This is a genomic window from Paenibacillus sp. FSL R10-2796, assembly GCF_037965315.1.
Lineage (GTDB): Bacteria > Bacillota > Bacilli > Paenibacillales > Paenibacillaceae > Paenibacillus_AQ > Paenibacillus_AQ odorifer.
Genome location: NZ_CP150178.1, coordinates 5,747,454 through 5,772,071, shown reverse-complemented (window position 1 = coordinate 5,772,071; position 24,618 = coordinate 5,747,454). Strand labels below are relative to the sequence as shown.

Sequence of the window (24,618 nt, the reverse complement as noted above, 5' to 3'; positions counted from 1 at the left end):
TAGTGGCATTAACTTTTTGTGACGGAAGAAGGAAAGCGAAGAACAAGAGTCGAATATCTATGGTGAGCATACGAACATGAGCGATCTTTGGAGGTGTCAACACGTGGAATCGGAACAGTGGAATCATGATCAACATAGTGAAGAAATCGAAGCCATGTGCCGCAGCAAAGCTGAAGAATTCCGGCTCCTCGGCTATGAGTATGTAACCAGCAAGGATATTTGGGATTGCATCAGCCGTAATTATGATAAGGAAGGCTTGCCTCCCCTACATAAGCTGGTAAACGACATTTATTCCTTGAAAGCCAATAGTTACATGAATTATTTGACTATTGCGGCCTATCGGGGGTTGAACTGAACAATAAACCACATATTTCTTTTTGCGAACTGCCTGATAAAGCAGTAAAGTAAGAGAATAATAACTCCACATCTCCTATTAAAACGGATGTCTTGCTGATTTAGGCAGGGGCGGCCGTTTCTTTGTGTGAGTATAGCTCTATCAATGCTGTGAATTGACGGTCATTTCGCGTGTAGCTATAATAGGAATATTGAGTTAATGAAAGGGGAACTAGCTAGAGCATGAAGAGACTAATGGGCTTTTTTATTACCGTGCTCGTTTTGACAGGCGTTATGGCATTTACTACTCCTGGACTGCTGGACAAGGTTAGACTTGGTCTTGACCTGAAAGGCGGATTTGAGATTTTGTATCATGCTGAGCCTATGGAAGCGGGAGCAGCATTGTCCCGAGCTTCTCTGCTGAAGACAGCGGAAAGCTTAGAAAAACGGGCGAATGCGCTCGGAACAAGTGAACCAGAGGTAACTACTGAAGGTACGGACCGTATCCGTTTGAAAATTGCGGGCGTAACGGATGAAGCCGAGGTTCGTAAAAAAATGAAGGAACCTGCAGTTCTGACTTTCCGTAGTGCTGCTGAAGGTGACGCTGAGGGAACTTACAGCAAAATCGAACTGGTAGGTAGTGATTTTGTTGAAGGTGCTGCAGAAGTTGGACGGGATAACCTGAATCAGCCAATCATCAGCATCAAGATTAAGGACAAGGATAAATTTGCAGAGATTACTAAACGTCTCTTGGGAAAGAATCTCGCAATTTACTTGGATGAGAACAAACTATCTGACCCTACGGTACAAGCAGTACTTACCGATGGCAGTGCTTCTATTTCTGGTAACTATACAATTAAGGAAGCGCGCGAACTTGCAGACACGATTAATCTAGGTGCATTACCACTGAAGCTGACGGAGAAATATTCCCAAAGTGTGGGTGCTACCCTGGGTAAGCAATCGCTTGATCAAACGATTCGAGCAGGTCTGCTGGCTTCTGTGATTATCCTTATTTTCATGATCGGAATGTATCGTTTGCCAGGTCTTTTGGCTAGTTTTGCCTTGCTCTTGCATACATGGGCGCTAATTGCGGTCTTCGTCTTCGCGGACTTCACCTTGACGCTGCCTGGTATAGCCGCATTTATTCTGGGTATAGGTATGGCGGTCGATGCCAATATCATTACCAACGAACGGATAAGGGAAGAAATGCGCAGTGGAAAAAGTATACTGTCCTCCGTTAAGGCAGGGAATAAATCCTCTTTCCGGACAGTAATGGACTCCAATGTGACTACTATTATTGTGGCAGCAGTTATGTTTGCCTTCGGTACAGGTGCGGTCAAAGGCTTTGCATTGGTGCTGATTGTAGAAATCGTGCTGAGTATCGCCACGAATCTTTATTTCTCCCACTGGTTGCTTAGCCAGCTTGTCAAAGCGGGTAAGCTGAACAAACCGAAGAGCTTCGGTGTTAAGGAGAGTGAAATCCGTGCGCTTTAAGAAAGAGCTTGATTTCGTACATTTGAGTAAATATTTCTATATTTTCTCTATCGCATTGACAGTAGCAGGATTGATTTTCCTGGCGACATTTGGCCTGAATTACAGCGTTGACTTTAAAGCTGGATCTAATGTGGACATCTCCCTATCCAAGAATTTGAACTTGGATCAGGTTAAGACTGCAACTAGTGCAATCGATGTCGATCATGAACCGACGATTTCGTTTGGTGATCAGCGTGTGAATATTCGTTATGACGAAGTTCTTGATGAGGCTCAAGATGAAGCCCTAAAAGCTGAAATCCTTAAGCTGGATGACAAAGCATCATTTGAAATTAACACCGTGGACACTGAAATGGCTAAAGAATTGGCACGTAATGCTATTTATGCAGTTCTGATTTCTTGTCTGGGGATTATTATTTATGTAAGTATTCGTTTTGAATGGCGTTTCGCCGTGGCATCGATTGTGGCCTTGCTCCATGATGCCTTTATCGTAGTCGCGCTCTTCTCTATCTTCCGCTTGGAAGTGGATTTGACGTTCATTGTAGCGGTGCTTACGATCATCGGTTATTCCATCAATGATACGATCGTTATCTTTGACCGTATCCGTGAGAATTTACGTTTTGGTAAACAGAAAACTTATGAAGACTTGAAACACCTTGTGAACAAAAGTGTGGCTCAAACGCTCATGCGTTCTCTCTATACTGCATTTACCGTATTTATTGCGGCGTTCTTCCTGTTATTGTTCGGAGGCGAGTCGATTAAGATGTTCTCGCTTGCGATGGTAATCGGTTTGCTCTTCGGAGCTTACTCTTCCATCTTTATTGCAAGTCCACTCTGGTTAGTGCTTAAAAAGCGTGAGAAGGTTAAAGTGAAGAGCAGCCCGAATAAAGGTTAGAAGAAATTAGCATCGAAGTTCTACTTTTCTTATACGTTTAAGAAAGCCGCGTCAAATGCGACGCGGCTTTCGAAATCTTTAGGGTCATGTCATGTGTATTGAATCATCATGAGATTACTTGCTATTGGTAAGGAGGGCCTCGTATGAATAAAGAACGATCACCGCAAAGCGAGACGGTTGCTTGGACAGGGATCATTAGCGATGTTACTTTGGCAGTAGCTAAGGGGAGTTTTGGCTATATTTCAGGGAGCAAGGCATTAATGGGGGATGCTTTGTATTCCGGAGCAGATGCAGCAGCTAAACTGGCGGATATTCTTCCGTGGCGCTCTGAGCAAGGGAGAAAGAGTAAGCAACGGATCGAAGAACGGCGGGGCACTAAGGAGCCGCTGCTGGCTATACTTTTTTCGGTATTTATTCTTATGGGGGGACTGCAGATCGCATTCTCTGCAATCCGCGACTTAACAGATGGAAAATCATCTACACACGGACAGCTGGCGTTTGTAACCGTCTTAGTATCTATTGTGTTTAAAGAAGCTGTTTTTCAATATCAATATCGCTACTTTAAAAAAATAGGTGATGGCAGTCATGCTGCATATGTTAATAGTCATCGTTTCAGCTTATATACATCTATCACAGTATTAGTCGGAATTTCGTTATCCATGGGTGGTACCTATTGGCATCCTCTATCTTATATGGATCCTATTGCTGCACTCTTAACCGGAGTTTTAATTCTTCGTAAAGGCTATTCACTCATTGCTAGCTCTATTAACACTAAAAATGCGCAGGAGCTTCCTTCGGAGGAAGCCGCTAATTTTATTGAAACAGTGCAACGTGTTCATGGCGTCATTCGCGTAGAACATTTGAAGGCACTTGAGCAAGGGAATTATGTGAATCTTCAAGTGAAAATCAGTGTGAATCCGCGGATTACGGTGATGGAAGCACAGGATATTTCGGAATGCGCTAGGAAGCTGCTGCAGCACCGGTTTGTTCATGTCGGTGAGGTGCATATGGACGTTGTTCCTTATGATCCCGGCTATCCGTACAAAAGCAATTATGAATTGCCGGATAATGATATTCCTACGTTGCTTCAGTAGTTTGCAAGGTGAGAGAAAGGTGAGTTCTATTGCTTTATTCAAAAACAAGATGGCAATCTCCGGCAGCCAATCCCGACACAGTTAGGGATATGGCCCGGAGCCTTTCTATTTCTCCACTCTTATCCTCACTATTAGTAAATAGAGGAATGAACACGCCTCATGAAGCTCTAAGCTTCATGGATGGTAGTGAGGAAGAACAGCATGATCCGTTCCTACTCAAAGGAATGGCTGAAGCGGTTCCTAGAATTAGAAAGGCTTTAAAAGATGAAGAACATATTCTTATTTATGGCGATTATGATGCCGACGGGGTGTCCAGCACAGCACTTATGATTCATCTGCTGCGCTATTTAGGCGCTTCCTTTGATATTTATATCCCACACCGCTCTAACGAGGGCTATGGGCTGCATAATCATGCCCTGGATTGGGCTTTACAGCAAGGTGTCTCCTTAATCATTACAGTAGATACTGGCATTAGCGCTTATCATCAGGTTGCTTACGCTAATGAACTGGGGATCGATGTGATCGTTACGGATCACCATGAACCTCCTGAGCTTTTGCCAGAGGCCTATACGCTTATTAATCCCAAGCTGCCAGATTGCCCTTATCCGTTCAAAGGATTAGCGGGCGTAGGTGTGGCTTATAAGCTTGCTCAGGCTATTCTAGGGGAAGAGACTCCCACAGAATGGGCAGAGATTGCAGCGATAGGAACGGTTGCGGATTTAATGCCGCTGCTTGGCGAGAACCGTGAGATTGTTAGAAATGGCTTGGAAAGTATGCGGCATTCAAGTTTCCCGGGGATTCGTGCCTTACTCGCTGTCAGCGGTGTGAACATGAGCACTGTGAGTGCGGTCAATATCGCTTTTGGCATGGCGCCGCGCATCAATGCCAGTGGTCGCCTGGATCATGCTGGACGGGCTGTGTCCCTCCTCACTACCGAGCATGCGGCTGAGGCAGAGCAGCTAGCTGGAGAGCTTGACCTGCTTAACAAAGAACGCCAATTGGTGGTAGAAAGAATTGTTGTTGAGGCCACTGCCAAGCTGGAGCAGATGACACAGGGTGGCGAAATCCCAGACATCATTGTTCTTGCTGATCATGGCTGGAATGTAGGTGTGGTAGGTATAGTGGCTTCCAAACTGCTGGAGCGTTATTATCGGCCTGTGATCATTCTGGATATACATCCAGAGACCGGAATGTGCAAAGGTTCTGCTCGCTCCATACCTGGACTTGATATCTACGCTGCACTTTCTTCTTGTTCTGAGTTAATGGATCATTTTGGAGGTCATCCAGCCGCTGCGGGAATGAGCCTGCATCGGGATGGATTAGAAGTCTTTGCTGCAGCATTAAATGAATATGCGTCCGGGGTGTTAACGCCAGAGCATTTCGTTCCTGTTGCTTCCGCTGATGCAGAGGTGTCAATCTCGGATTTATCACTGCAGACCGCGCTAGAATTGGAAAGGCTTGCACCTTTCGGAATGTCTAATCCGTTGCCGAAGTTTATTATTCGTGGGGCTACCGTGAAAGAGACACGTACAATGGGTCAAGATGGAAAACACCTGAAGATTGTATTGCAGCAGGGGAAAAACAGCATTGAAGCCTTGGCGTTTGGTAAAGGCGCTTTATCCAGGCTGCTACCGGCGGGTACTACGATCAACGTGTTAGCTGAGCTGTCGATCAATGAATGGAATGGCTCACGCAAATCACAGCTGATGCTGCAGGATTTATCTGTGCAGGATGCCCAGTTATTCGATCTTCGTGGTGCTGCTGACGCCGTACGGCAAGCCGCACATATTAGAGGACTACTTCTTCCTTATAGTGGTGCGGGTCCGTATCGAGCTGCTGCAGTGTTTCAGAACGGACGTAGTACGCCTGCAAGTGAATTGATAGGAATGTCTTTATGGGTATATGATAAAGAAGCTGGCATTAGCGCTGCTGTTAAGGATGAGCCCCTTCAGGAGTCAGGGCATGTCTCTCTGTTATGCATACTGGATATGCCGGAGACTCCTGAACAACTGGATGCGCTGCTCCAAACCTTCCCTAATGCTGATAATATTGCGTTATTGCATTCTATCAAGGATGGCCGAGAACGACTTATTACTCCGACACGGGATCATTTCAAAATACTATATAAACTGTTGGCTTCGATCACCTCAGTTGCAACGCCTGAGAACGAAGTTTTGTTGCGGTTAAGCCGCCAGTCCTCGTTAAGTATCCGCATGCTTAACAACATGCTTGATGTGTTTGAGGAGCTTGATTTTATTAAAAGAAGTCAGGGAAGTGTGGCGTTTATTACTCAGCCAGTAGCTAAAAGTCTGACAGCTTCGAGTCATTTTGTCCGACTGGGACAGATGGCGGAGATGGAGCAATACTTCATGGAGGGCAGCCTGTCAGAGTTACAGGACTGGATGTTATCGCGTCGTTTAGGCGTATCATAATCCATGCGAATATGAGATGCTGAGCGTACCCAACGGTGTATAAAAATGCAACGCTCATATAACAAAGCGAATGCTTACGAAGCAAGTTTTGCCGATCTGAAATCAAAGCAGCTTATGCTTACAAAACTTATAGGAGATGATAAATTTGGATTTTAAAGATAGTATTCGTGTGATTCCTGATTTCCCTAAAGAAGGTATTAGTTTTAAAGATATCACCACATTGCTTAAAGACGGTGAGGCTTACCGCCAAGCGATTGACGCGTTGAAAGCTCTCGTAGCGCACTTGGAAATCGACGTTATCGCTGGACCAGAAGCACGTGGCTTCGTAGTTGGAGCACCTCTTGCTTATGCGATGGGGGTAGGTTTTGTGCCGATTCGTAAAAGCGGTAAGCTTCCATATGAAACTATAGAGGTAGGTTATGATCTTGAGTATGGCAAGGACACCCTTGCTGTTCACACAGATGCTATCAAGCCTGGTCAAAAAGTATTGATCGCTGATGATTTATTGGCTACTGGTGGAACCATTGCTACTTCGGTTAACCTTGTAGAACAGCTTGGCGGTAAAGTGGTAGGTGCTGCTTTTCTGATTGAACTGGTTGAGCTTGCTGGGCGTAATAAGCTTTCTGGAGTTGAAGTTCTTTCCTTGGTGAATTACGAGGATTAATCTTGTAAAGTTTGTCTTTTCCCGGGAAATAAACGGGGATTTGGCTCTCGAATTATGCTGAAAAGTGCAAAGATTAGCGCGTGACGCAAAGGGTGGAAGTTAAACAGTAATTGGAAAATGTAAGATAATAACAGCAGCTGTCTGCCTTTTGGCGGAGAGTTGCTGTTTTGTATCTGAGTCAATAAAAAAAGCTGCCCAAGTCCATAAATGGATGTTGGAACAGCTTTTTTAAAATTCTATTTTTTATAACCGATTAATGGGCAGTTTTATCACTTTCTCCGCCATCATTAGACAGTCCAAGCACTTCAATGAGTTTGAAGAACAGTGCCAATACGATACCAACAATTGTAGCCAGCGCCATACCACTAAGTTTAACGTTGCCCATAGTAAGGGTTGTACCACTGATTCCGACAACGAGTACCAACGTAGCCATGATCATGTTCGTAGCCTTGGAAAAATCAACTTTTTGCTCAACGAAAATACGTAATCCGGAAGCCGCAATTACACCAAACAGCAACAGGGATACACCACCCATTACAGGGGTTGGAATATTAGCGATGACGGAGGAGAAAGTACCAGAGAATGAAAGCAGAATAGCAATCACCGCTGCGCCGCCGATTACATATACCGAATATACTTTAGTCAACGCCATAACCCCGATATTTTCACCGTAGGTTGTATTTGGAGTAGAACCGATAAAACCGGAGATAATTGTAGATATCCCGTTCCCCATCAGAGAGCGGTCAAGTCCAGGATCTTTTGCCAAGTCTCTGCCGACAATATTGCTTGTAACTAGTAAATGTCCAATATGCTCAACAATAACAACTAATGATACCGGGATAATAGTGAATATTACATTCCAATCAAATGAAGGAGTAACAATGGAAGGATGCGCTAAAAATTTTGCATTAGAGATAGCAGCGGTATCCACCATTTTCAAAATATATGCTAAACCATAACCAGTGACGATACCAATAAGGATGTGAATGATTTTTGGAAAACCGCGGAAGAGTACAGCTCCAATTACAGTTACACCAAGTGTCACCATAGAAAGTGCGATTGTTTTGCCATCTGGAGTCCAGTCTGCAACTGCAACGCCTTCAGGAGCAATAAGTCCTGCCATTCGTGCGGCAACAGGTACAAGTTCAAGTCCGATCGTAGCTACGATCGCTCCCATTACTGCTGGAGGGAAAACAACATCAATCCATTTGGTTCCTGCATAACGAATGATCAATGCCACGAGCACGAATATAATACCAGTGACGATAAAAGCACCCAAAGCAAGCGAGTATCCTTTCATGTGATCATTTGGGTAACGACTGAGTACTGACAATACCGGTGCAATAAAGGCAAAGCTGGAACCAAGGTATGCAGGGATTTTACCACGACAGATCCAAATGTACAGCAATGTACCGATACCATTCATAAGCAAAATCATTCCAGGGTCGACCCCGAACAAGTTAGGCACTAGCACTGTACTGCCAAACATGGCAAACAAATGCTGGAGACTTAAAAGAAAGCCTGGGCCCCATGGAAGTTTTTCGTTAACTTGAATTTCGCGTTGCAATGGAGTTCACTCCTCTTTCTTATCTGATATTAGGTTGTCCGGCGAAAATCCGCCTTTACTAGATTAAATAGAACTTGGCTTTTTTACAACAACATTTTCACAAGTGTTATTAATTTGTCCGAATTTAATTACTTTTACTTCTGGAATACCATGAGATGGCAAGTGTTGACGTAATCCTCCTTAAGCCTCATAATTATAGACAACTTTGAATAAGGGCGTAAGTAAGCTTGGACAAATGAAATGATTGGAACCTGCAGATTTTTGAACAGTTGCGGGTTCATTTTATTATAGAAAGGAATCGGATACGACGAGAATGGGCATTGAGCGATTAATTGATAAGGCTGGCGCCTATATAAAAGATAAAGATCTTCTCCGCATCCGGGAAGCTTATGAATTTGCCGATCAGGCTCATCACGGGCAGATCCGCAAGTCGGGGGAGCCATACATTCTGCATCCGCTGGCGGTGGCAGATATTGTCGTCAATATGCAAATGGATGTTATATCTATTGTTGCAGCGCTTTTGCATGATGTGGTGGAAGATACGACGGTCTCACTGGAACAAATCCGCGCTAAATTTGGCGATACCTGCGCAATGCTTGTTGACGGCTTAACGAAGCTGGAACGCATTCGCTTTCGCTCAAAGGAAGAGCAGCAGAACGAGAATTACCGCAAAATGTTTATTGCTATGGCCCAGGATATCCGGGTCATTGTCATTAAACTGGCGGACCGTCTGCATAATATGCGAACGTTAAAATACCAATCTGAAGAGAGCCAGCGCCGTATTTCTTATGAGACGTTGGAGATCTTCTGTCCTGTAGCTGACCGGCTGGGGATTTCCGCGATTAAGTGGGAGATGGAGGATATTGCGCTTCGTTACTTGAACCCGCAGCAGTATTACCGTATTGCTAATCTGGTGCATAAGAAGCGGGCTGAACGTGAGCAATTTATCGACAGCGTAATTGGCCGTATTCGTGCCAAGCTGGATGAAATGGGCATTGAAGGTGATCTTTCCGGCCGCCCGAAGCATATTTACAGTGTTTATAACAAAATGAGCACAAAAAACAAGCAGTTTAATGAAATTTATGACCTGCTGGCCATTCGAATCATTGTGGATAATATCAAGGACTGTTATGCAACCCTTGGAATTATTCATACCTTATGGAAGCCAATGCCGGGGCGTTTTAAAGATTATATAGCTATGCCAAAAGCCAATATGTATCAATCTCTGCATACTACTGTGGTAGGACCAGGCGGAGAGCCTACTGAGGTGCAAATTCGCACCTGGGAAATGCACCGCACGGCAGAATACGGGATAGCCGCACACTGGGCATACAAAGAAGGCAGCAGTAATAATGCTAATCCGGAGAATCGGATGCCTTTCTTTCGCGAAATATTGGAGCTGCAGCATGAAGCTAAGGATGCCGAAGAGTTCGTAAAATCACTAAAAATGGATTTTTTCTCAGACCTCGTGTTTGTATTTACTCCTAAAGGTGAGGTTATCGAGCTTCCTGCCGGTTCTGTGCCTCTTGACTTCGCGTTCCGCATTCATACAGAAGTGGGCAATCGTACAATTGGTTCCAAGGTGAATGGGCGGATCGTGCCGCTTGATCACAAGCTGAAGACGGGTGATATTGTTGAGATTTTGACGTCTAAGCATTCTTACGGACCTAGCCGTGACTGGCTCAAAATTGCACAATCCTCTCACGCAAGAAGCAAAATTAAACAATGGTTCAAAAAAGAAAAACGTGAGGAAAATGTCGAAAAAGGTCGCGAAGCGATTGAACGTGAGCTGAAGCGCCTGAATGTTGAAGTTTCCGAGTGGATTTCTGATGAAAAACTGTTGGAAGCTGCGAAAAAATTTGCTTTTAATGATGTAGAGGATATGTTGTCTGCCGTTGGTTTTGGTGGGATTACCGCTTCGCAGATTGCCTCCCGTTTGACGGAGAAGCTGCGCAAGGAGCAGGAAGAAGCTGCTAACCACTTGGAGCTTACTTCAGAGATGAAGGAGATCAAGTCTTCCGGCGAGAGAAGAAATCAACCCACCAATGGCGTTAGTGTAAAAGGAATTGAAAACTTACTTGTTCGTTTTGCACGATGTTGCAACCCGGTTCCGGGTGACGACATTGTAGGTTATGTTACACGGGGCCGGGGCGTATCTGTACACCGCCAGGATTGTCCTAACATTCCGGGTGAAGGTGACGGAGAAGAAGCAGCTAGAGTGATTGAAGTGGAATGGGAAGGCACGATGGAAGCAAACTATAGTGTGGATATTGAGATTACAGGCCATGACCGCAATGGACTGCTCAATGAAGTACTGCAGGCTGTGTCCGAGAGCAAAACGAACATTTCAGCGGTCACTGGGCGCTCTGACAAGAATAAGATGGCAATGATTCATATGACCATCCTTATTCGTAATACGGAGCATCTACAATCCGTTGTAGATAAAGTGAAACGAGTCAAGGATGTATATACAGTGAATCGGATCATGCAATAAGGCAAGGAGCGAAGTAGTGCGATGAGAGTTGTAGTACAGCGTTGTAAGGACGCCAAAGTAACCGTGGATGAGACAGTGACCGGAGCGATTGGCAATGGCCTGATGCTGCTTGTCGGCGTTACCCATGAAGATACAGAGAAGGATGCCAAATATTTAGCGGATAAAATAGCTGGACTGCGTATTTTTGAAGATGATGCTGGCAAAATGAACTATAGTGTCACGGATACTAACGGGGCTATTCTTTCAGTGTCCCAGTTTACTTTATACGGAGATTGCCGTAAGGGAAGACGGCCGAATTTCATGGGAGCTGCAGCTCCTGCGGAGGCCGAGCGTCTTTATGATTATTTTAATCAAGAGCTTAGAGCTGGAGGTCTTCAGGTGGAGACGGGCATATTTGGAGCGATGATGGATGTGTCGCTGACCAATTGGGGCCCAGTTACTCTCATTCTGGATAGCCGCAGCTAACGAAATAGAGGATGTCGAAGATTGCTTCTGGCCGGAGCTAACTTTCGACATCTTTTTTTTATGCGGATAGAGCTTCTTGGGGCTGGATAAACTAAATGCAGGCAGATATCACGCATAAGGCAGGGAGTTTAAGAATGAGACAATCACAGAAGGCATGGGTATGGAGAAGTATCCCGGCATTACCGACTGGGAGTCCTATGGAAGCCTGTGCATTAGCCAAAAAGCTAGACGGCGAGACCGAACCACTAGTGATGAAAGGAAGAAGCCGCAATCTCTTGCCGCGTACCTGAAGCGGGTGGAAAATGCGGCTTTTTCGGTGTTGTGAAGGAAGCCTTTTTTCCGATTAAAGGTTAGAAAGCATCCTCATAAGGGTAATAGACCACAAGAAAGAATAATTAGAACATCATTAATTGCTAAAGACAGAGAGGAGAAACTATTACATGAGTAACGTTGCTTTCTTACTGGCTAATGATTTTGAAGATTCTGAAATGAAGGTTCCTTATGATGAAATTATAAAGGCAGGACATCAAGCTGACATTATTGGTTTGAAAAAAGGGGAGACCTTGCTAGGTAAAAAGAAAGAAGTCTCCTACGCAGCAGACAAGGCGATCGCCGATGTTCAAGCAAGTGATTATGACGCGATTGTAATCCCGGGTGGTTCTTCCCCCGAGAATTTACGGCAAAATGCCGATATTTTGAAGTTTGTAAAAGAAGCAAATGAAGCAGGCAAGCCTATCGCCTCTATTTGCCACGGACCGCAAATTCTGATCAGTGCAGACTTGCTTAAGGGACGCACCATTACCTCTTATCCTCCGCTGAAGGATGATGTTGTGAATGCCGGCGCGGAGTTTAAGGATGAGGAAGTAGTGGTTGATCGCAATTACATTACTTCGCGTACACCAAAAGATGAGCCTGCATTTGTTCGTGAAATATTGAAGGTCCTGAAATAAATAAGCAATATTTAAATTAGAGTCTTATAATCCAAGGAGGTAATGGCAATGAGCAGAAAAATCCAAGCGTATTTCAGAACTGAAAATGAAGCAGAAGGCGCAAAAACAGCATTGATTAGCTATAAGGTGGATGGCTTGGAGGTTTGGCCACTCACAGACCCTATCGGCAATGATCGTAATATTCTGTTTCCAATCATTCCACTGGATAGTGCATCTGTAGTCGCAGGCACAACTGGAACGCTTGGAACGGCTAGTACACCTGCAGCTGGAGCTATGCTGGTTCCTGGCATTGCCGCTTCCGACACTCGGGCTGACCCTGAAACACATTATAGTGTGAATGAAGATCAGGTTAGTGCGAACGTGGCAGAAGGAGATCTCGAAGATGGGGATTTAAGTGAACTTCGTTATGTGATGGAGCTAAGTATAGCAGAAGAGAATTATAATGAAGTTGTGGAAATCCTCCGGGGTAAAGGGGCTTATGTTGAACAATTCGAATAGTATTCTATTAAAAATAAACCGCTTTCATGGAATGTAATATAATCGTAATATTACGTACATGATTCCTTAATATAGCGTGTTTATAATAAAGGCATGACCCCCTTTTTAATAATATATGATGATGGACCTGCAGCATTCGGCTGCAGGTCATTTTTTTTATTACAATATAATTGCTGAATAAAAAACTCGGAAGCTGTCAAAATTTATACTAGGCATCCTTTTTACTACCTTGACTTTAATGCAGTAGTTCAGTAGAATGTTAACAATATACGATTTTATCATATGGTTTTGATGACGGGACCAAGTAATTCGAGAACCCACAACTCCAGAGAAGAATCCCTTGTCGATTCGGATGACATCTACTTAAGTGGATGATGAACCGGTATCGCTTGGCTGCAAGGATTCTGTTGATGAGCGAATGAATGACCTCCCCGAGAACGTACGGCGAAAGTGGGCAATGTTGATTGCCGCGATCAGTAGCCGTTTACGCGTAGGCGGGCGTTAACCGCTTTGAGCGGCTTCAGTATATTTTTACTGATCCGGAATGTGGGTGGTACCACGTGGTGTATTATTGGTTATGATAATCCCTCGTCCCTGTTTTTTTATAAAACAGGGCGAGGGATTTTTTGCTTTTTCTGCAATAGAAACAGATGAAGAGAACAGCTTTAGAGGGGTTATTTTTTAGGAGGGATAGACTGTGGCTAAAGAAAGATTCGAGAAACCAACAGGAACGCAGGACGTGCTTCCGGGTGCTGTGGAGAAATGGCAGTATATTGAGGGGAAGGCCAGAGATTTATGCCGCCGTTTTAACTACCGGGAAATTCGCACACCTATGTTTGAGCACACAGGGTTATTCGAACGTGGAGTAGGCGAAACAACGGATATCGTGGAAGGTGAAATGTATACGTTCAAGGACAAAGGCGACCGTGATTTGGCTCTTCGTCCAGAAGGAACGGCTGGTGTCGTGCGGGCTTACGTTCAGAACAAGCTATACGGTGAACCTGATGTAAGCAAGCTGTATTATATCGGACCTATGTTCCGTTATGAGCGTCCGCAGGCCGGAAGATATCGCCAGTTCCATCAGTTTGGGATTGAGGCGTTTGGGGCCGTGGATCCGGCTATTGATGCAGAAGTAATCTCTATGGGCTATCAATTCTATAAGGATCTAGGTCTTAAGGATGTAAGAGTGGAGCTTAATTCCGTGGGTAATGCACCAAGCCGTGCGGCTTACCGGGAGAAGCTGCTGGGATTCCTTAGACCGATGAAGGATAACCTCTGCAGTGACTGTCAGCGTCGAATCGAGCGTAATCCGCTTCGTGTGCTGGATTGCAAGGTGGATCAGGATAAATTTACAGATGCGCCTTCCATTTTGGACAGTTTGGATGATGAATGCATAACTCATTTTGAGAAGGTTAAGATGCATCTCGACATCATGGGTGTGGAGTTCACGATTAATCCTCGTCTTGTACGTGGTTTGGATTATTACACGCATACTGCGTTTGAATATAAAGCAGCTGGCATTGGCTCTATTGATACCGTAGGCGGCGGAGGCCGTTACAACGGTTTGGTTGAAGAAATCGGTGGACCGGATCAACCGGGTATTGGTTTTGGGATCGGGCTGGAGCGTATTCTTCTTATTCTGGAAGATCAGAAGGTAGCACTGGAGACTGCAAAGCCACTGGATGTGTATTTTGTAGCTCTTGGCGAAGAGGCTGACATTGAAATTTCCAAGCAGCTATACTTTCTGCGTAGCCAAGGGTTCTCGGCAGAACGCGACTACCTCGGCCGGAAGATGAAGGCGCAGATGAAGTCAGCTGACCGTATGTCGGCACGTTATACTGCGATTCTTGGCGAAGACGAGCTGAAGAATGGTGTAATTGCGCTGAAGTCGATGAGCACAGGGGAACAGCAGACTGTGAAGCTCGAAGAGCTGGCTCAGGCGTTGGTATAGAAGAAGACTTTTTAAGTAGAAATGTATTTTTAAATAAAAAGGGGAATGGTGAATTATGCAAAGAAGTCATAACTGTGGGCAATTAACACCAGAACATATTGGACAAACGGTAACCTTGAACGGATGGGTCCAGACCCGCCGCGACCTTGGGGGCGTACTTTTTATTGACCTGCGTGACAGAAGCGGTATTGTGCAAGTTGTATTCAACCCGGACTACTCCGGCGAAGCACTGCAAATTGCGGATAAGGTTCGCAGTGAGTATGTTTTGGCTGTCAAAGGAAAAGTGGTTAAACGTGATGAAGAAACCATTAACCGCAATCTGCCAACAGGTGAGATTGAAGTTCAGATTACAGACATCGAAGTGCTGAACGCTGCTAAGACTCCTCCATTCTTCATCGAAGATGGAGTGGAAGTAGACGAATCTCTTCGCCTGAAATATCGTTACCTGGATCTGCGTCGTCCAGAAATGCAAAAAACGCTGTTGCTACGCTCGAAAGCTTCTAAGATTTTCCGCGATTTCCTTGACAGTGAAGGATTTATTGACGTAGAGACGCCAATCCTAACTAAGAGCTCACCGGAAGGTGCTCGTGATTATTTGGTGCCAAGCCGTGTGCATGAAGGCGAATTTTTCGCATTGCCACAATCTCCACAAATCTACAAGCAGTTATTGATGGTGGGTGGCATTGAACGCTATTATCAAATTGCTCGTTGTTTCCGTGATGAAGATTTGCGTGCTGACCGTCAGCCGGAATTTACACAAGTGGACATCGAGACTTCATTCCTGTCTCAGGATGAGCTGCTTGGCATGATGGAGAACCTGATGCAGCGTTTGTTTAAAGAAACTGTAGGAGTGGATATTCAGCTTCCATTCCAACGTTTGACTTATGCTGAGGCTATGGGCAAATACGGTTCAGACAAACCTGACCTGCGTTTTGGATTAGAGCTTGTAGAAATGAACGATATTGTTGCCACAAGTGGCGTAAAGGTATTCGCTTCCGTGATCGAAAAAGGCGGAGAAGTGAAATGTCTAAATGCTAAAGGCTGTGGGACTTGGACTCGTAAAGAAATCGATGATCTCGGACCTTATGCTGCGCGTTATGGAGCGAAAGGTTTGGCTTGGATTCAAGTGAAAGACGGCGAGTTCAAAGGGCCGATTGTCAAATTCTTCACTGAAGAAGAAATTGCCGCTGTGAAGGAGCGTACAGGCGCTGAAGAAGGCGACCTACTGTTGTTCTCCGCTGATACCAAAAAGGTTGTAGCGGACGTTCTAGGTGCCCTTCGTGTCAAAATCGGACGTCAGCTGGGTCTGATCGACGATAACGTGTTCAAGTTCGCTTGGGTGACTGACTTCCCATTGCTTGGTTATGATGAAGATCAGAAACGTTATGTAGCAGAACACCATCCGTTCACTCGTCCACGTGAAGAGGATCTTCATCTGTTCGACACAGATCCAGGTGCAATTCGTGCACAAGCCTACGATATCGTTCTGAACGGTTATGAAGTAGGCGGCGGCTCCATGCGGATTTACAAACGTGAAGTACAGGAAAAAATGTTCCAAGCTCTCGGCTTCTCAGATGAGGTTGCTTACGAGAAATTTGGTTACCTGATGGATGCGTTCGAATATGGTACACCTCCACATGGTGGTATTGCCTTCGGTTTAGATCGTCTAATTATGCTGCTGGCGGGTCGTACAAATCTGCGCGAAACCATCGCATTCCCGAAAACGGCAAGTGCAACGGACCTGCTTATGGATGCACCTGCACCAGTAGACGGTTCACAATTGGAGCAACTGCATATTAAGCTGGCTCTTAAACCAAAGAAAGAAAAAGAAAAAGAATAATTAAATAAAGCGGGCGAGGCAGATTTCTGCTTCGCCATAGCTTTTGAAGGAGGCTGACCTCATGCTGCATCAGTTCTCACGTACGGAACTGGCGATCGGACCGGAAGGTCTGGAGATTATGAAGAACAGCACAGTAGCGGTACTTGGTATCGGCGGTGTTGGCGGTATGGCTGTTGAGGCATTGGCTCGTAGCGGGATCGGCAGACTGATTCTGATTGATAAGGATTCCGTCGACATTACCAATGTGAATCGGCAGATCCACGCACTTACTACAACGGTTGGGCAAAAGAAGGCCGAACTGATGGTAGACCGTGTGAAGCTGATTAATCCGGAATGTGAAGCGATTGCGCTGAACATGTTCTATACGGAAGAAACCTATGAGGAACTGTTCAAGCTGAAACCGGATTATGTGATTGATGCCTCGGATACGATTATCTACAAGGTCCATTTGATTAAAGAATGTCTGGCACGTGGAATTCCTATGATCTCAAGCATGGGCGCTGCCAACAAAATGGATCCTACAAGATTCCAGGTAGCGGACATTTCCAAAACAACGTATGATCCGATTGCCCGGGTCATTCGCCAGAAGCTGCGTAAGGATGGGATTAAGAAAGGCGTGAAGGTGGTTTTCTCTACGGAGCCGCCAATGAAGCCACGTCAGGATGTTACGGACAAGATTGTTCCGGAGAATGCGCCGGATCGACGTAAAGCGAAACAACCGCCAGCCAGCAATTCATTTGTTCCACCGGTAGCCGGCCTAATTATGGTCAGCGTTGCCGTGCGTGACTTGCTTGAGGCTGGAGGCGTCAGCTTGTAAGTGAATCGCTGAGCTGAGGCTGTTTCAATTATAGTTATAGGATTAGAGTAATGGACAAAAGGGCGAGTAGCTGGAATCCGGCTGCGTACGCCCTTTTGTTGTCCTTAAACAGGCGGGTTCTGCAAGAAGCAGGCCACAAATAGGCATAATAGCTGAACCGGGATGAACGGCTGATTATTAGATTTATAATCCGGGTAATATCCGCCTGCGGAACTTAATATCAGTGGAGGTTTTTGTACATGAAATCGAATTTTTGGCGAAATAGTGTGGGGCTTGCGCCTGAGAATGACTGGAAACGGGAATGGGCTGCAGGGATTCTCTCCTATTTTGCTTCAGTTTATATTGTTATGGTGAATGCGACGATTCTCCATGACGCGGGGATGCCGCTTAGACCGGCAATGGTGGCTACACTGTTGACCGCAATTACCGGCTGTCTGCTGATGGCTTTTGGCGGGAAGACGCCTATCATCGTGGTTCCCGGGATGGGGATTAACGCATTTTTCACTTATACGCTTGTTCATTCCATGAAGCTGGACTGGAGAGAGGCGCTTACTGTAGTTGTTATAACAGGCGTGTTATTCGCTATCGTGGCCTTCACATCACTTTATCGTATTCTTAGTGAGGCAATTCCCCAAAACCTGCAGCATGCCATTACAGTCGGTATAGGGCTGTTTCTGACCTTTATAGGGCTGCAAAAGAGTGGGATAGTGATTGCCCATCAGACTACTTTTGTTGCCATAGGACATTTTAGTGATCCTGCAGTTATTACATCCTGTGTGACTTTATTGCTGGCTTTAGTGTTATTTATCCGGGGAACTAACGGAGGCCTGCTGATAAGTATGCTGGTCGGTACAGGACTAGCCTACCTGCTGGGAGCTGCACATGCACCGGAAAAACAGGCCTCAGGGCATGTATTCTCAGGTTATGGCAGCCTATTTTTCGGAATGGACTGGAGCGGCATTGTGAGCCTGGTGTTCTGGATTGCTGTATTCCTGTTATTGTTAATCGTTGTATTTGAAAATATCGGTCTTGTAGCCTCGCAGACGATGATGGCAGGCCGTCCAGAACGCTTCAAAAGCAGCCTGCGTGCGCTCTCGCTTGCTAATATCGCCGCGGGTCTTTTCGGAAGCAGTCCGGTCGTGGCCGCTGCAGAATCTAATGCAGGAATAGCTGCGGGCGGGCGTTCGGGTCTCACCTCGCTGGTAACAGGGCTTCTATTCGGGGCGACCTTCTTATTCCTACCGCTGTTATCCTATATTCCCGATAGTGCGATCGCACCGATCCTGATTGTGATTGGCGGGCTAATGGTACAGAATGTGCGTGAGATGGACTTGAGTGATTTGACCGAGCTGTTCCCGTCTTTTCTAATCATGGTTATGATTCCATTCACCTATAGCATCGTGGACGGTATGGCTTTTGGTTTTATTACCTACCCAATTGTGAAGCTGGCGCTGGGCAAAGGGAAGGAAGTGCCACCTGCGCTGTATGGAATTGCTGGTTTGTTTGTGGCTAACTTTATTTTGCAGGCTGTGCTATAGTGCGGCATCCAGTTTCTTTGATTGCGAGGGACCTGTTGCACACTAATCAGCTCTATTAGCCAGCGTTGAAATTAAAGAGGTAAATGCCGTTGTGCCGCTGATTGGAGCAAATGTGCGTAGACGTCGAAAAGAAAGGTATAAATACCGTTGATTGGGGCTAAATGCGTGGAAGCGTCGAAAACAAAGGTATAAATACCGTTGATTGGGGCTAAATGCGTGGAAGCGTCGAAAACAAAGGTATAAATACCGTTGATTGGGGCTAAATGCGTGAAAATGCCGAAATTAAAGGTATAAATACCTCTGATTGGAGCCAAATGTGTGGAAACGCCGAAAACAAAGGTATAAATACCGTTGATTGGGGCTAAATGCGTGGAAGCGTCGAAAACAAAGGTATAAATACCGTTGATTGGGGCTAAATGCGTGGAAGCGTCGAAAACAAAGGTATAAATGCCGTTGATTGGAGCCAAATGCGTGGAAGCGTCGAAATCAAAGGTATAAATACCGTTGATTGGGGCTAAATGCGTGGAAGCGTCGAAAACAAAGGTATAAATACCGTTGATTGGGGCTAAATGTGCGTAGACGCCGAAAACAAAGGTATAAATACCGTAGATTGGAGCTAAATGTGCGTAGACGTAGAAAACAAAGGTATAAATACCGTTGATTGGAGCTAAATGCGTGTAGACGACGAAACCAAAGGCAAAAAAGCCTTTGGTTTGTCTCAAACATTCGGCGCTTGTGCATGCTAAGGAGCACTAAAGGGCTTTAGAGGTTGAAGAACTTATAAGTTAAGTTTAGTCAAATCATTTGAAAGATTTGGTATTTAAGTGCTGATTGTGCTACAATGGGTATCCTTTTGCGTGAGAAATGGGCGTAGGAGCATGAAAATTTAAGCTCGATAAACTTTTAGGAGGTAACTGAAATTGGAAGACAACTTTCAAAGTGCCTATCAAGAGGAAGAAGACAGGCTGAATCAAGCGCTTACTGAAATTGACACTTTGCTGGAGAAGCTCCAGCAGACACCAGTGTACACGGGACATGACTATACGGAACAGGTGCTGGAAGCGAACCGTGATCAGAAGCGCAAAGATCTTGCTAAGCTTAGGCAGGAGCCTTATTTCGGACGGCTTGATTTTCAAGGCAATGATGAGAATGAACGGAAGGCACTCTATATAGGCAAAATCGGCGTAGACCGTGAGCAGGTAAGCGACCGTCCGCTAGTTATCGACTGGCGCGCACCGGTAGCAAGCCTGTTTTATTCGTTTACCGGCGGTACCGAGCCAGCCTCCTATGAAGCCCCTGAGGGACTAATAGAGGGGCTAGTATACCTCAAACGCAACGTGGTGATTCGGAAGCAAATTCTGGAGCGGGTCGCGGATACGTACAATCGGGAAAGCGATGCACCGATTGTATCAGATGAGTTTCTCGTCTATCGACTTGGGGAGAACAAGGATAATCGTCTACGGGATATCGTATCGACCATTCAAGAGGAGCAGGACAAGATTATCCGTGCTGCCAAAAATACAGCGCTAATCATTCAGGGCGTGGCAGGAAGCGGTAAAACAACCGTTGCACTGCACAGGCTTGCTTTTCTGCTGTATCAATACAAGGATCAGGTTTCTGCGGAAAAAATGATCATTTTTGCACCAAACCGGATGTTTTTGGATTACATCTCGGACGTATTGCCTGAGCTCGGGGTAGGTAATATTGCTCAAAGTACATTTCCGGATTGGGCGGCTAATGTACTAGGACTGGAATTGCCGGAACAGGATGCGACAGAGACGATGAACCGCTGGTTCGAAACCCCTGGCGGCATGCCGGTAATTACAGAAGAGACGCCGGGGCGCCTCAAGGGTTCCACGGTGCTGATGGGAATCATAGAGTCCAGCATCAAGCTATTGGAAAGCAGCTCTGTACCTGAGGGTGATTTTAGCCCGTGGGAGGGTGCGGTGCTACGCCGTTCTATGATTTTGCGCTGGCATAATGAGGAGTATGCTCCCTATCCTCCAGCCAAGCGCAAGGAACGGGTAATGGCGCGGATTCATCGCTGGATTGAGATGGAACTGAAGAAGAGTCCGTCAGCTGCTGCTATGAAGGATCGCAAGAAAAAAGGCGCGCAGCGAGAGAAGGCTTATAGTGCCAAATGGCCTAAATATGATCCATTAACGATCTATAAGCAAATTTTCCGAGCAGCTAAACTTCCTGAGGATTGGCCGGTTGAACCGCCTGAGGAAATTCCGGCAGCTGTACTGAAGGAAACGGCAAAAGAGCTGAAAAAAGGCATCATACGTGAAGAGGATTTACCTCCGCTGCTGTATATCCATTATCTTTTGAATGGTGATGAGGGCGTTACTCGCTTTGACCATGTAGTAATCGATGAGGCTCAGGATTTTTCACCTTTCCAAATTGCCGTTCTGGATTTATATGTGCGAGGCCATTCCTTTACGATCCTGGGTGATCTCTCGCAGGGCATACATGCCTATAAAGGCGTACACGCGTGGGAAGAGATGCAGACGTTGTTTGCACCTGAGAACACGGCTTATCACGCGCTGACACGCAGCTATCGTTCTACTATGGAAATTATAGACTTCGCTAATGGAATTCTATCTTCAGGTGTGGAGAGCTCATTGCTGGCTGTTCCTGTGTTTCGTAGTGGAGATCCCGTGCGTATGATCGCCTATGGCGAGGATGCCGGGGAACTGGTGGCTGATGAGCAAGCTCGCTTGCGGACAATAACCTCTGCACTGAAGTCTCTGTCAGGAAGGGAATACCGTACGGTGGCTGTCCTAACAAGAAATCTTCATGAGGCTGCAGAACTATATGCGGAGCTGGCACAGCATTTTGAAGATATTCATCTGATTGATGGCAGTATGACGCAATATCAGGGCGGGTTATCGGTGCTGCCTGTCTATTTATCAAAAGGTTTGGAGTTCGATGCGGTGATCTTAGCAGATGCCGATCAAGACCATTATGGAGCGACGGCTTGGGACGCGAAGCTGATGTATGTCGGCTGTACACGTGCTCTCCATGAGCTGTGGCTGCTCCATAATGGGGAAGTTCCTTCCTATGTGCAAACGGCGGCTGGAAGCGATTCTGAGGGAGAATAAGACTGGTGGAGAATGGTTATAACTGTTCTTGGTCTTGTAACTCCCCCATAGGTATGGCTTAATAATAAGTGTCCGGCCGGGCAAGAACACTTCTGGAAGGAGGCTGATTGAAATGATTTCAGTATACGAGGTGGTTTCCGTTTAAGACGGAAACCTGCTTAAAGCGAGGAGGCCTTACGGCCTCCTTATTACTAACATAAGAAGTACCACACTTATCCATAAGAACGAAATTTATGAAATCGAATGTAGACGCTACCAAAAGGTTTTTATATAATGAAATTACGGATTTTTCCAAATATGAGGAGAAGAAAGGAGGCAGGTGACGTGATTATAACTAAAAACTTAGTTGACCGACGCATAGGGACACACCTGTTGAAGGAGGAAATGCAAGTTGAGTTATGTAAATGGGAAGGATGTGCTCCCCCCTGGCTTGCTCGAAGAGCTTCAGGGATACATCCAAGGTGAACTGCTCTACATCCCAAAGAAGACGGAAGAGCGGGTTCGATGGGGCGAGAACAGCGGTTCGAGGAAAGAAATAGCGAACCGGAACAAGGAAATTTTCAGTTGTCATCGAAGCGGTGATTCCGTAGCGGAACTTCAGAAGAAGTACCATCTATCGGAAGAAAGCATTCGTAAAATCATATCAAAAATGCGGCTGGCAGTAAATTGCTAGCTTGCAATTCAAGCATAAACGCCTCTGGTGTCCTTAGAAGGACGGTAAGCGTTATGCGAGAAATCATAAGGATAAAGTGTAGTGTGAAACCTATACTTTCTTATATTTTGAAAAAAGAGCATGGCTCCCGCCTTTCTAAGACGAGATCATGCTCTTTTTATTTTGGCGTAAAATAAGTCTATGCTGATACTGTTACCTTGAACCGGCAGGACATCCTAATCCTTCCCTGTGATATGGTATGATAGAGAGGGATTTACATTGAGCTTTTATAAGAATATAGCAAGGAAGTGGAGTTATGGATTTATTTTCTTTCGGAGAGGACACCGGGGGCGGACGGCTGCTTGCGGACCGGATGAGACCGGAGAATCTTGATGAATATATTGGTCAAGAGCATATCATAGGTCGGGGGAAGCTGCTGCGAAGAGCGATTGAGGCGGATCAAGTCTCTTCGATTTTGCTCTATGGCCCCCCGGGATGCGGCAAGACGACACTCGCGCATATTATTTCTCATCACACGCAAGGAGAGTTCGTACGTCTGAATGCGGTGGAAGCTACCGTGAAGGATGTACGGGAGGTTATTGAGCGAGCTCAGAACAATCAAACATTGTACGGCACTAAGACGATCCTGTTCCTGGACGAGGTGCATCGATTTAATAGCTCACGCCAGGATGCGCTTTTGCCAGCAGTAGAAAAAGGGACTATTACCTTCATTGGAGCGACTACAGAGAACCCGTTCCATTATGTTAATGGGGCGCTTATGAGCCGATCCACCTTATTTCAGCTGGAGGCATTAACGAGTGAACACAGCTTGATCGCGATGCGCAGAGCCTTGGCGGACAAAGAGAAAGGTCTTGGATTTATGGAGCTTCAGGTTGATGAGGAGGCTTTGTTGCATATTGCAACAATGGCTAATGGAGACATCCGGCGGGCACTAAATGCGCTGGAGCTTGCAGCCCTGACTACCGCGCCGCAAGTTGATGGAAGTGTTCATATCACGCTGGAGGTGGCGGAAGAATCCATTCGGCGCCCCATTGTGAAGGCTGATGAATCTACGCAGTATGATGTGCTATCCGCTTTTCATAAAAGTATTCGCGGTTCCAGCGACGCCGCGTTGTTTTGGTTTCTGTATGCGGTAGAAAAGCTTGGAATGGACCCTATGACTTTTATTCGGCGCCTGATTGCAGCCAGCAGTGAGGATATCGGCTTGGCTAATCCCCAAGCTATGGTTCAAGCGGTGAGTGCGCTGGATGCGTATCGAAACAATGGTTGGCCAGAGGCGAAGCTGAACATTGCCCAAGCTATTCTTTTTGCAGTGGAAAGTCCGAAGTCTAATGCTGTGGTTATGGCTATTTCCAATGCAATGGCAAGTATGGATGAGATCAAATCAGCGGAGGTACCGCTGCATCTGCGTGATACGCACTATAAAGGTGCAACTGCGTTAGGGCATGAAGGATATCAATATCCGCACAATTTTCCGGGGCATTATGTGAAGCAAGAGTATTTACCTAAGGAGATTTCTCAGCGTGTTTTTTATCAAGCTACTGAGCAAGGAAATGAGATTAAGATTCGTCATAATCAAAAGCTTCGGCGGGAGCAGTAAGCAGCTAGCGACTGTAATACCTTCCAATTTCATGCTGGAAAGCCAAAGATTTTAACTTTCAGTCGAACTAAATAATTCCCAAAAAAAGGCGGCCTAGAGCCGTTTTTTTGTTGCCTACGTTACTTTTAATCACATCGATTGAAAATTTTTTATAGGAAAAGATTGATAATTTACCATAAGTTAATTAAAATGAACTACAAAGTTACGAGATG

21 protein-coding genes are annotated in these 24,618 nt (G+C 45.6%); 19 read left to right on the top strand and 2 right to left on the bottom strand.

The window, feature by feature from the left end:
* The first annotated feature begins 103 nt into the window (after positions 1–103).
* From NST58_RS25835 to NST58_RS25810, 6 genes are all read left to right on the top strand, one after another.
* Positions 104–355 carry a post-transcriptional regulator gene (locus NST58_RS25835; protein WP_036677655.1) on the top strand — a complete coding sequence of 84 codons (252 nt, stop codon included), beginning with the start codon at positions 104–106 and terminating at the stop codon, positions 353–355.
* Between the two features lie 221 nt (positions 356–576).
* The gene (gene secD / locus NST58_RS25830; RefSeq protein WP_036677653.1) at positions 577–1,827 is read left to right on the top strand and encodes a protein translocase subunit SecD; all 1,251 of its coding nucleotides are present in this window, start codon (positions 577–579) and stop codon (positions 1,825–1,827) included.
* Positions 1,817–2,719: a protein translocase subunit SecF gene (gene secF / locus NST58_RS25825; RefSeq protein WP_052097271.1), complete on the top strand. Its 903-nt coding sequence runs from the start codon at positions 1,817–1,819 to the stop codon at positions 2,717–2,719. Before secD ends, secF begins: the two co-directional genes overlap by 11 nt.
* Positions 2,720–2,862: 143 nt before the next feature.
* Positions 2,863–3,813, top strand: coding sequence for a cation diffusion facilitator family transporter (locus tag NST58_RS25820; protein ID WP_036677651.1), 951 nt, complete (start codon positions 2,863–2,865; stop codon positions 3,811–3,813).
* A gap of 29 nt (positions 3,814–3,842) precedes the next feature.
* Positions 3,843–6,245: a single-stranded-DNA-specific exonuclease RecJ gene (recJ, locus tag NST58_RS25815; protein WP_339244564.1), complete on the top strand. Its 2,403-nt coding sequence runs from the start codon at positions 3,843–3,845 to the stop codon at positions 6,243–6,245.
* 145 nt (positions 6,246–6,390) lie between these two features.
* A complete protein-coding gene (locus tag NST58_RS25810) occupies positions 6,391–6,909 on the top strand; it encodes an adenine phosphoribosyltransferase (protein WP_036677647.1) in 519 nt (172 codons plus the stop codon).
* A 253-nt stretch (positions 6,910–7,162) separates the two neighbouring features.
* Here the strand turns inward: NST58_RS25810 and uraA are convergent, their stop codons facing one another.
* The gene (gene uraA, locus NST58_RS25805) at positions 7,163–8,476 is read right to left on the bottom strand and encodes a uracil permease (RefSeq protein WP_038572987.1); all 1,314 of its coding nucleotides are present in this window, start codon (positions 8,474–8,476) and stop codon (positions 7,163–7,165) included.
* Between the two features lie 313 nt (positions 8,477–8,789).
* On the opposite strand from uraA, the gene NST58_RS25800 reads away from it, so the two are divergent.
* From NST58_RS25800 to NST58_RS25755, 10 genes are all read left to right on the top strand, one after another.
* Complete coding sequence (locus NST58_RS25800) at positions 8,790–10,970, top strand: bifunctional (p)ppGpp synthetase/guanosine-3',5'-bis(diphosphate) 3'-pyrophosphohydrolase (RefSeq protein WP_036677643.1); 2,181 nt, start codon at positions 8,790–8,792, stop codon at positions 10,968–10,970.
* Between the two features lie 21 nt (positions 10,971–10,991).
* Positions 10,992–11,435: a D-aminoacyl-tRNA deacylase gene (gene dtd, locus NST58_RS25795; protein WP_036677641.1), complete on the top strand. Its 444-nt coding sequence runs from the start codon at positions 10,992–10,994 to the stop codon at positions 11,433–11,435.
* 134 nt (positions 11,436–11,569) lie between these two features.
* Positions 11,570–11,725, top strand: a complete 156-nt coding sequence (locus NST58_RS25790; protein WP_175617366.1) for a hypothetical protein — start codon at positions 11,570–11,572, stop codon at positions 11,723–11,725.
* Between the two features lie 150 nt (positions 11,726–11,875).
* Positions 11,876–12,385, top strand: a complete 510-nt coding sequence (locus NST58_RS25785) for a type 1 glutamine amidotransferase domain-containing protein (RefSeq protein WP_076105448.1) — start codon at positions 11,876–11,878, stop codon at positions 12,383–12,385.
* Between the two features lie 48 nt (positions 12,386–12,433).
* Complete coding sequence (locus tag NST58_RS25780; protein ID WP_036677637.1) at positions 12,434–12,883, top strand: hypothetical protein; 450 nt, start codon at positions 12,434–12,436, stop codon at positions 12,881–12,883.
* Between the two features lie 367 nt (positions 12,884–13,250).
* Positions 13,251–13,388, top strand: coding sequence for a hypothetical protein (locus NST58_RS25775; protein WP_175617365.1), 138 nt, complete (start codon positions 13,251–13,253; stop codon positions 13,386–13,388).
* Positions 13,389–13,580: 192 nt separating this feature from the next.
* Entirely contained in the window at positions 13,581–14,834 is a 1,254-nt protein-coding gene (gene hisS, locus NST58_RS25770) for a histidine--tRNA ligase (RefSeq protein WP_076304246.1), read from the top strand.
* Between the two features lie 55 nt (positions 14,835–14,889).
* A complete protein-coding gene (gene aspS, locus NST58_RS25765) occupies positions 14,890–16,674 on the top strand; it encodes an aspartate--tRNA ligase (RefSeq protein WP_339244560.1) in 1,785 nt (594 codons plus the stop codon).
* A gap of 61 nt (positions 16,675–16,735) precedes the next feature.
* Entirely contained in the window at positions 16,736–17,491 is a 756-nt protein-coding gene (locus NST58_RS25760; protein ID WP_076130395.1) for a tRNA threonylcarbamoyladenosine dehydratase, read from the top strand.
* 239 nt (positions 17,492–17,730) lie between these two features.
* Positions 17,731–19,029, top strand: a complete 1,299-nt coding sequence (locus NST58_RS25755) for an NCS2 family permease (protein ID WP_076193221.1) — start codon at positions 17,731–17,733, stop codon at positions 19,027–19,029.
* 71 nt (positions 19,030–19,100) lie between these two features.
* Here the strand turns inward: NST58_RS25755 and NST58_RS25750 are convergent, their stop codons facing one another.
* A complete protein-coding gene (locus NST58_RS25750; RefSeq protein ID WP_339244558.1) occupies positions 19,101–19,751 on the bottom strand; it encodes a hypothetical protein in 651 nt (216 codons plus the stop codon).
* 198 nt (positions 19,752–19,949) lie between these two features.
* Between NST58_RS25750 and NST58_RS25745 the strand changes: the two genes are divergently transcribed.
* The 3 genes from NST58_RS25745 to NST58_RS25735 all read left to right on the top strand — a co-directional run bounded on the left by NST58_RS25745 (position 19,950) and on the right by NST58_RS25735 (position 24,406).
* Positions 19,950–22,133, top strand: coding sequence for a UvrD-helicase domain-containing protein (locus NST58_RS25745; RefSeq protein ID WP_076193226.1), 2,184 nt, complete (start codon positions 19,950–19,952; stop codon positions 22,131–22,133).
* A 391-nt stretch (positions 22,134–22,524) separates the two neighbouring features.
* A complete protein-coding gene (locus tag NST58_RS25740; protein WP_076129667.1) occupies positions 22,525–22,806 on the top strand; it encodes a CD3324 family protein in 282 nt (93 codons plus the stop codon).
* Positions 22,807–23,101: 295 nt separating this feature from the next.
* A complete protein-coding gene (locus NST58_RS25735; RefSeq protein ID WP_076129668.1) occupies positions 23,102–24,406 on the top strand; it encodes a replication-associated recombination protein A in 1,305 nt (434 codons plus the stop codon).
* Positions 24,407–24,618: the final 212 nt, after the last annotated feature.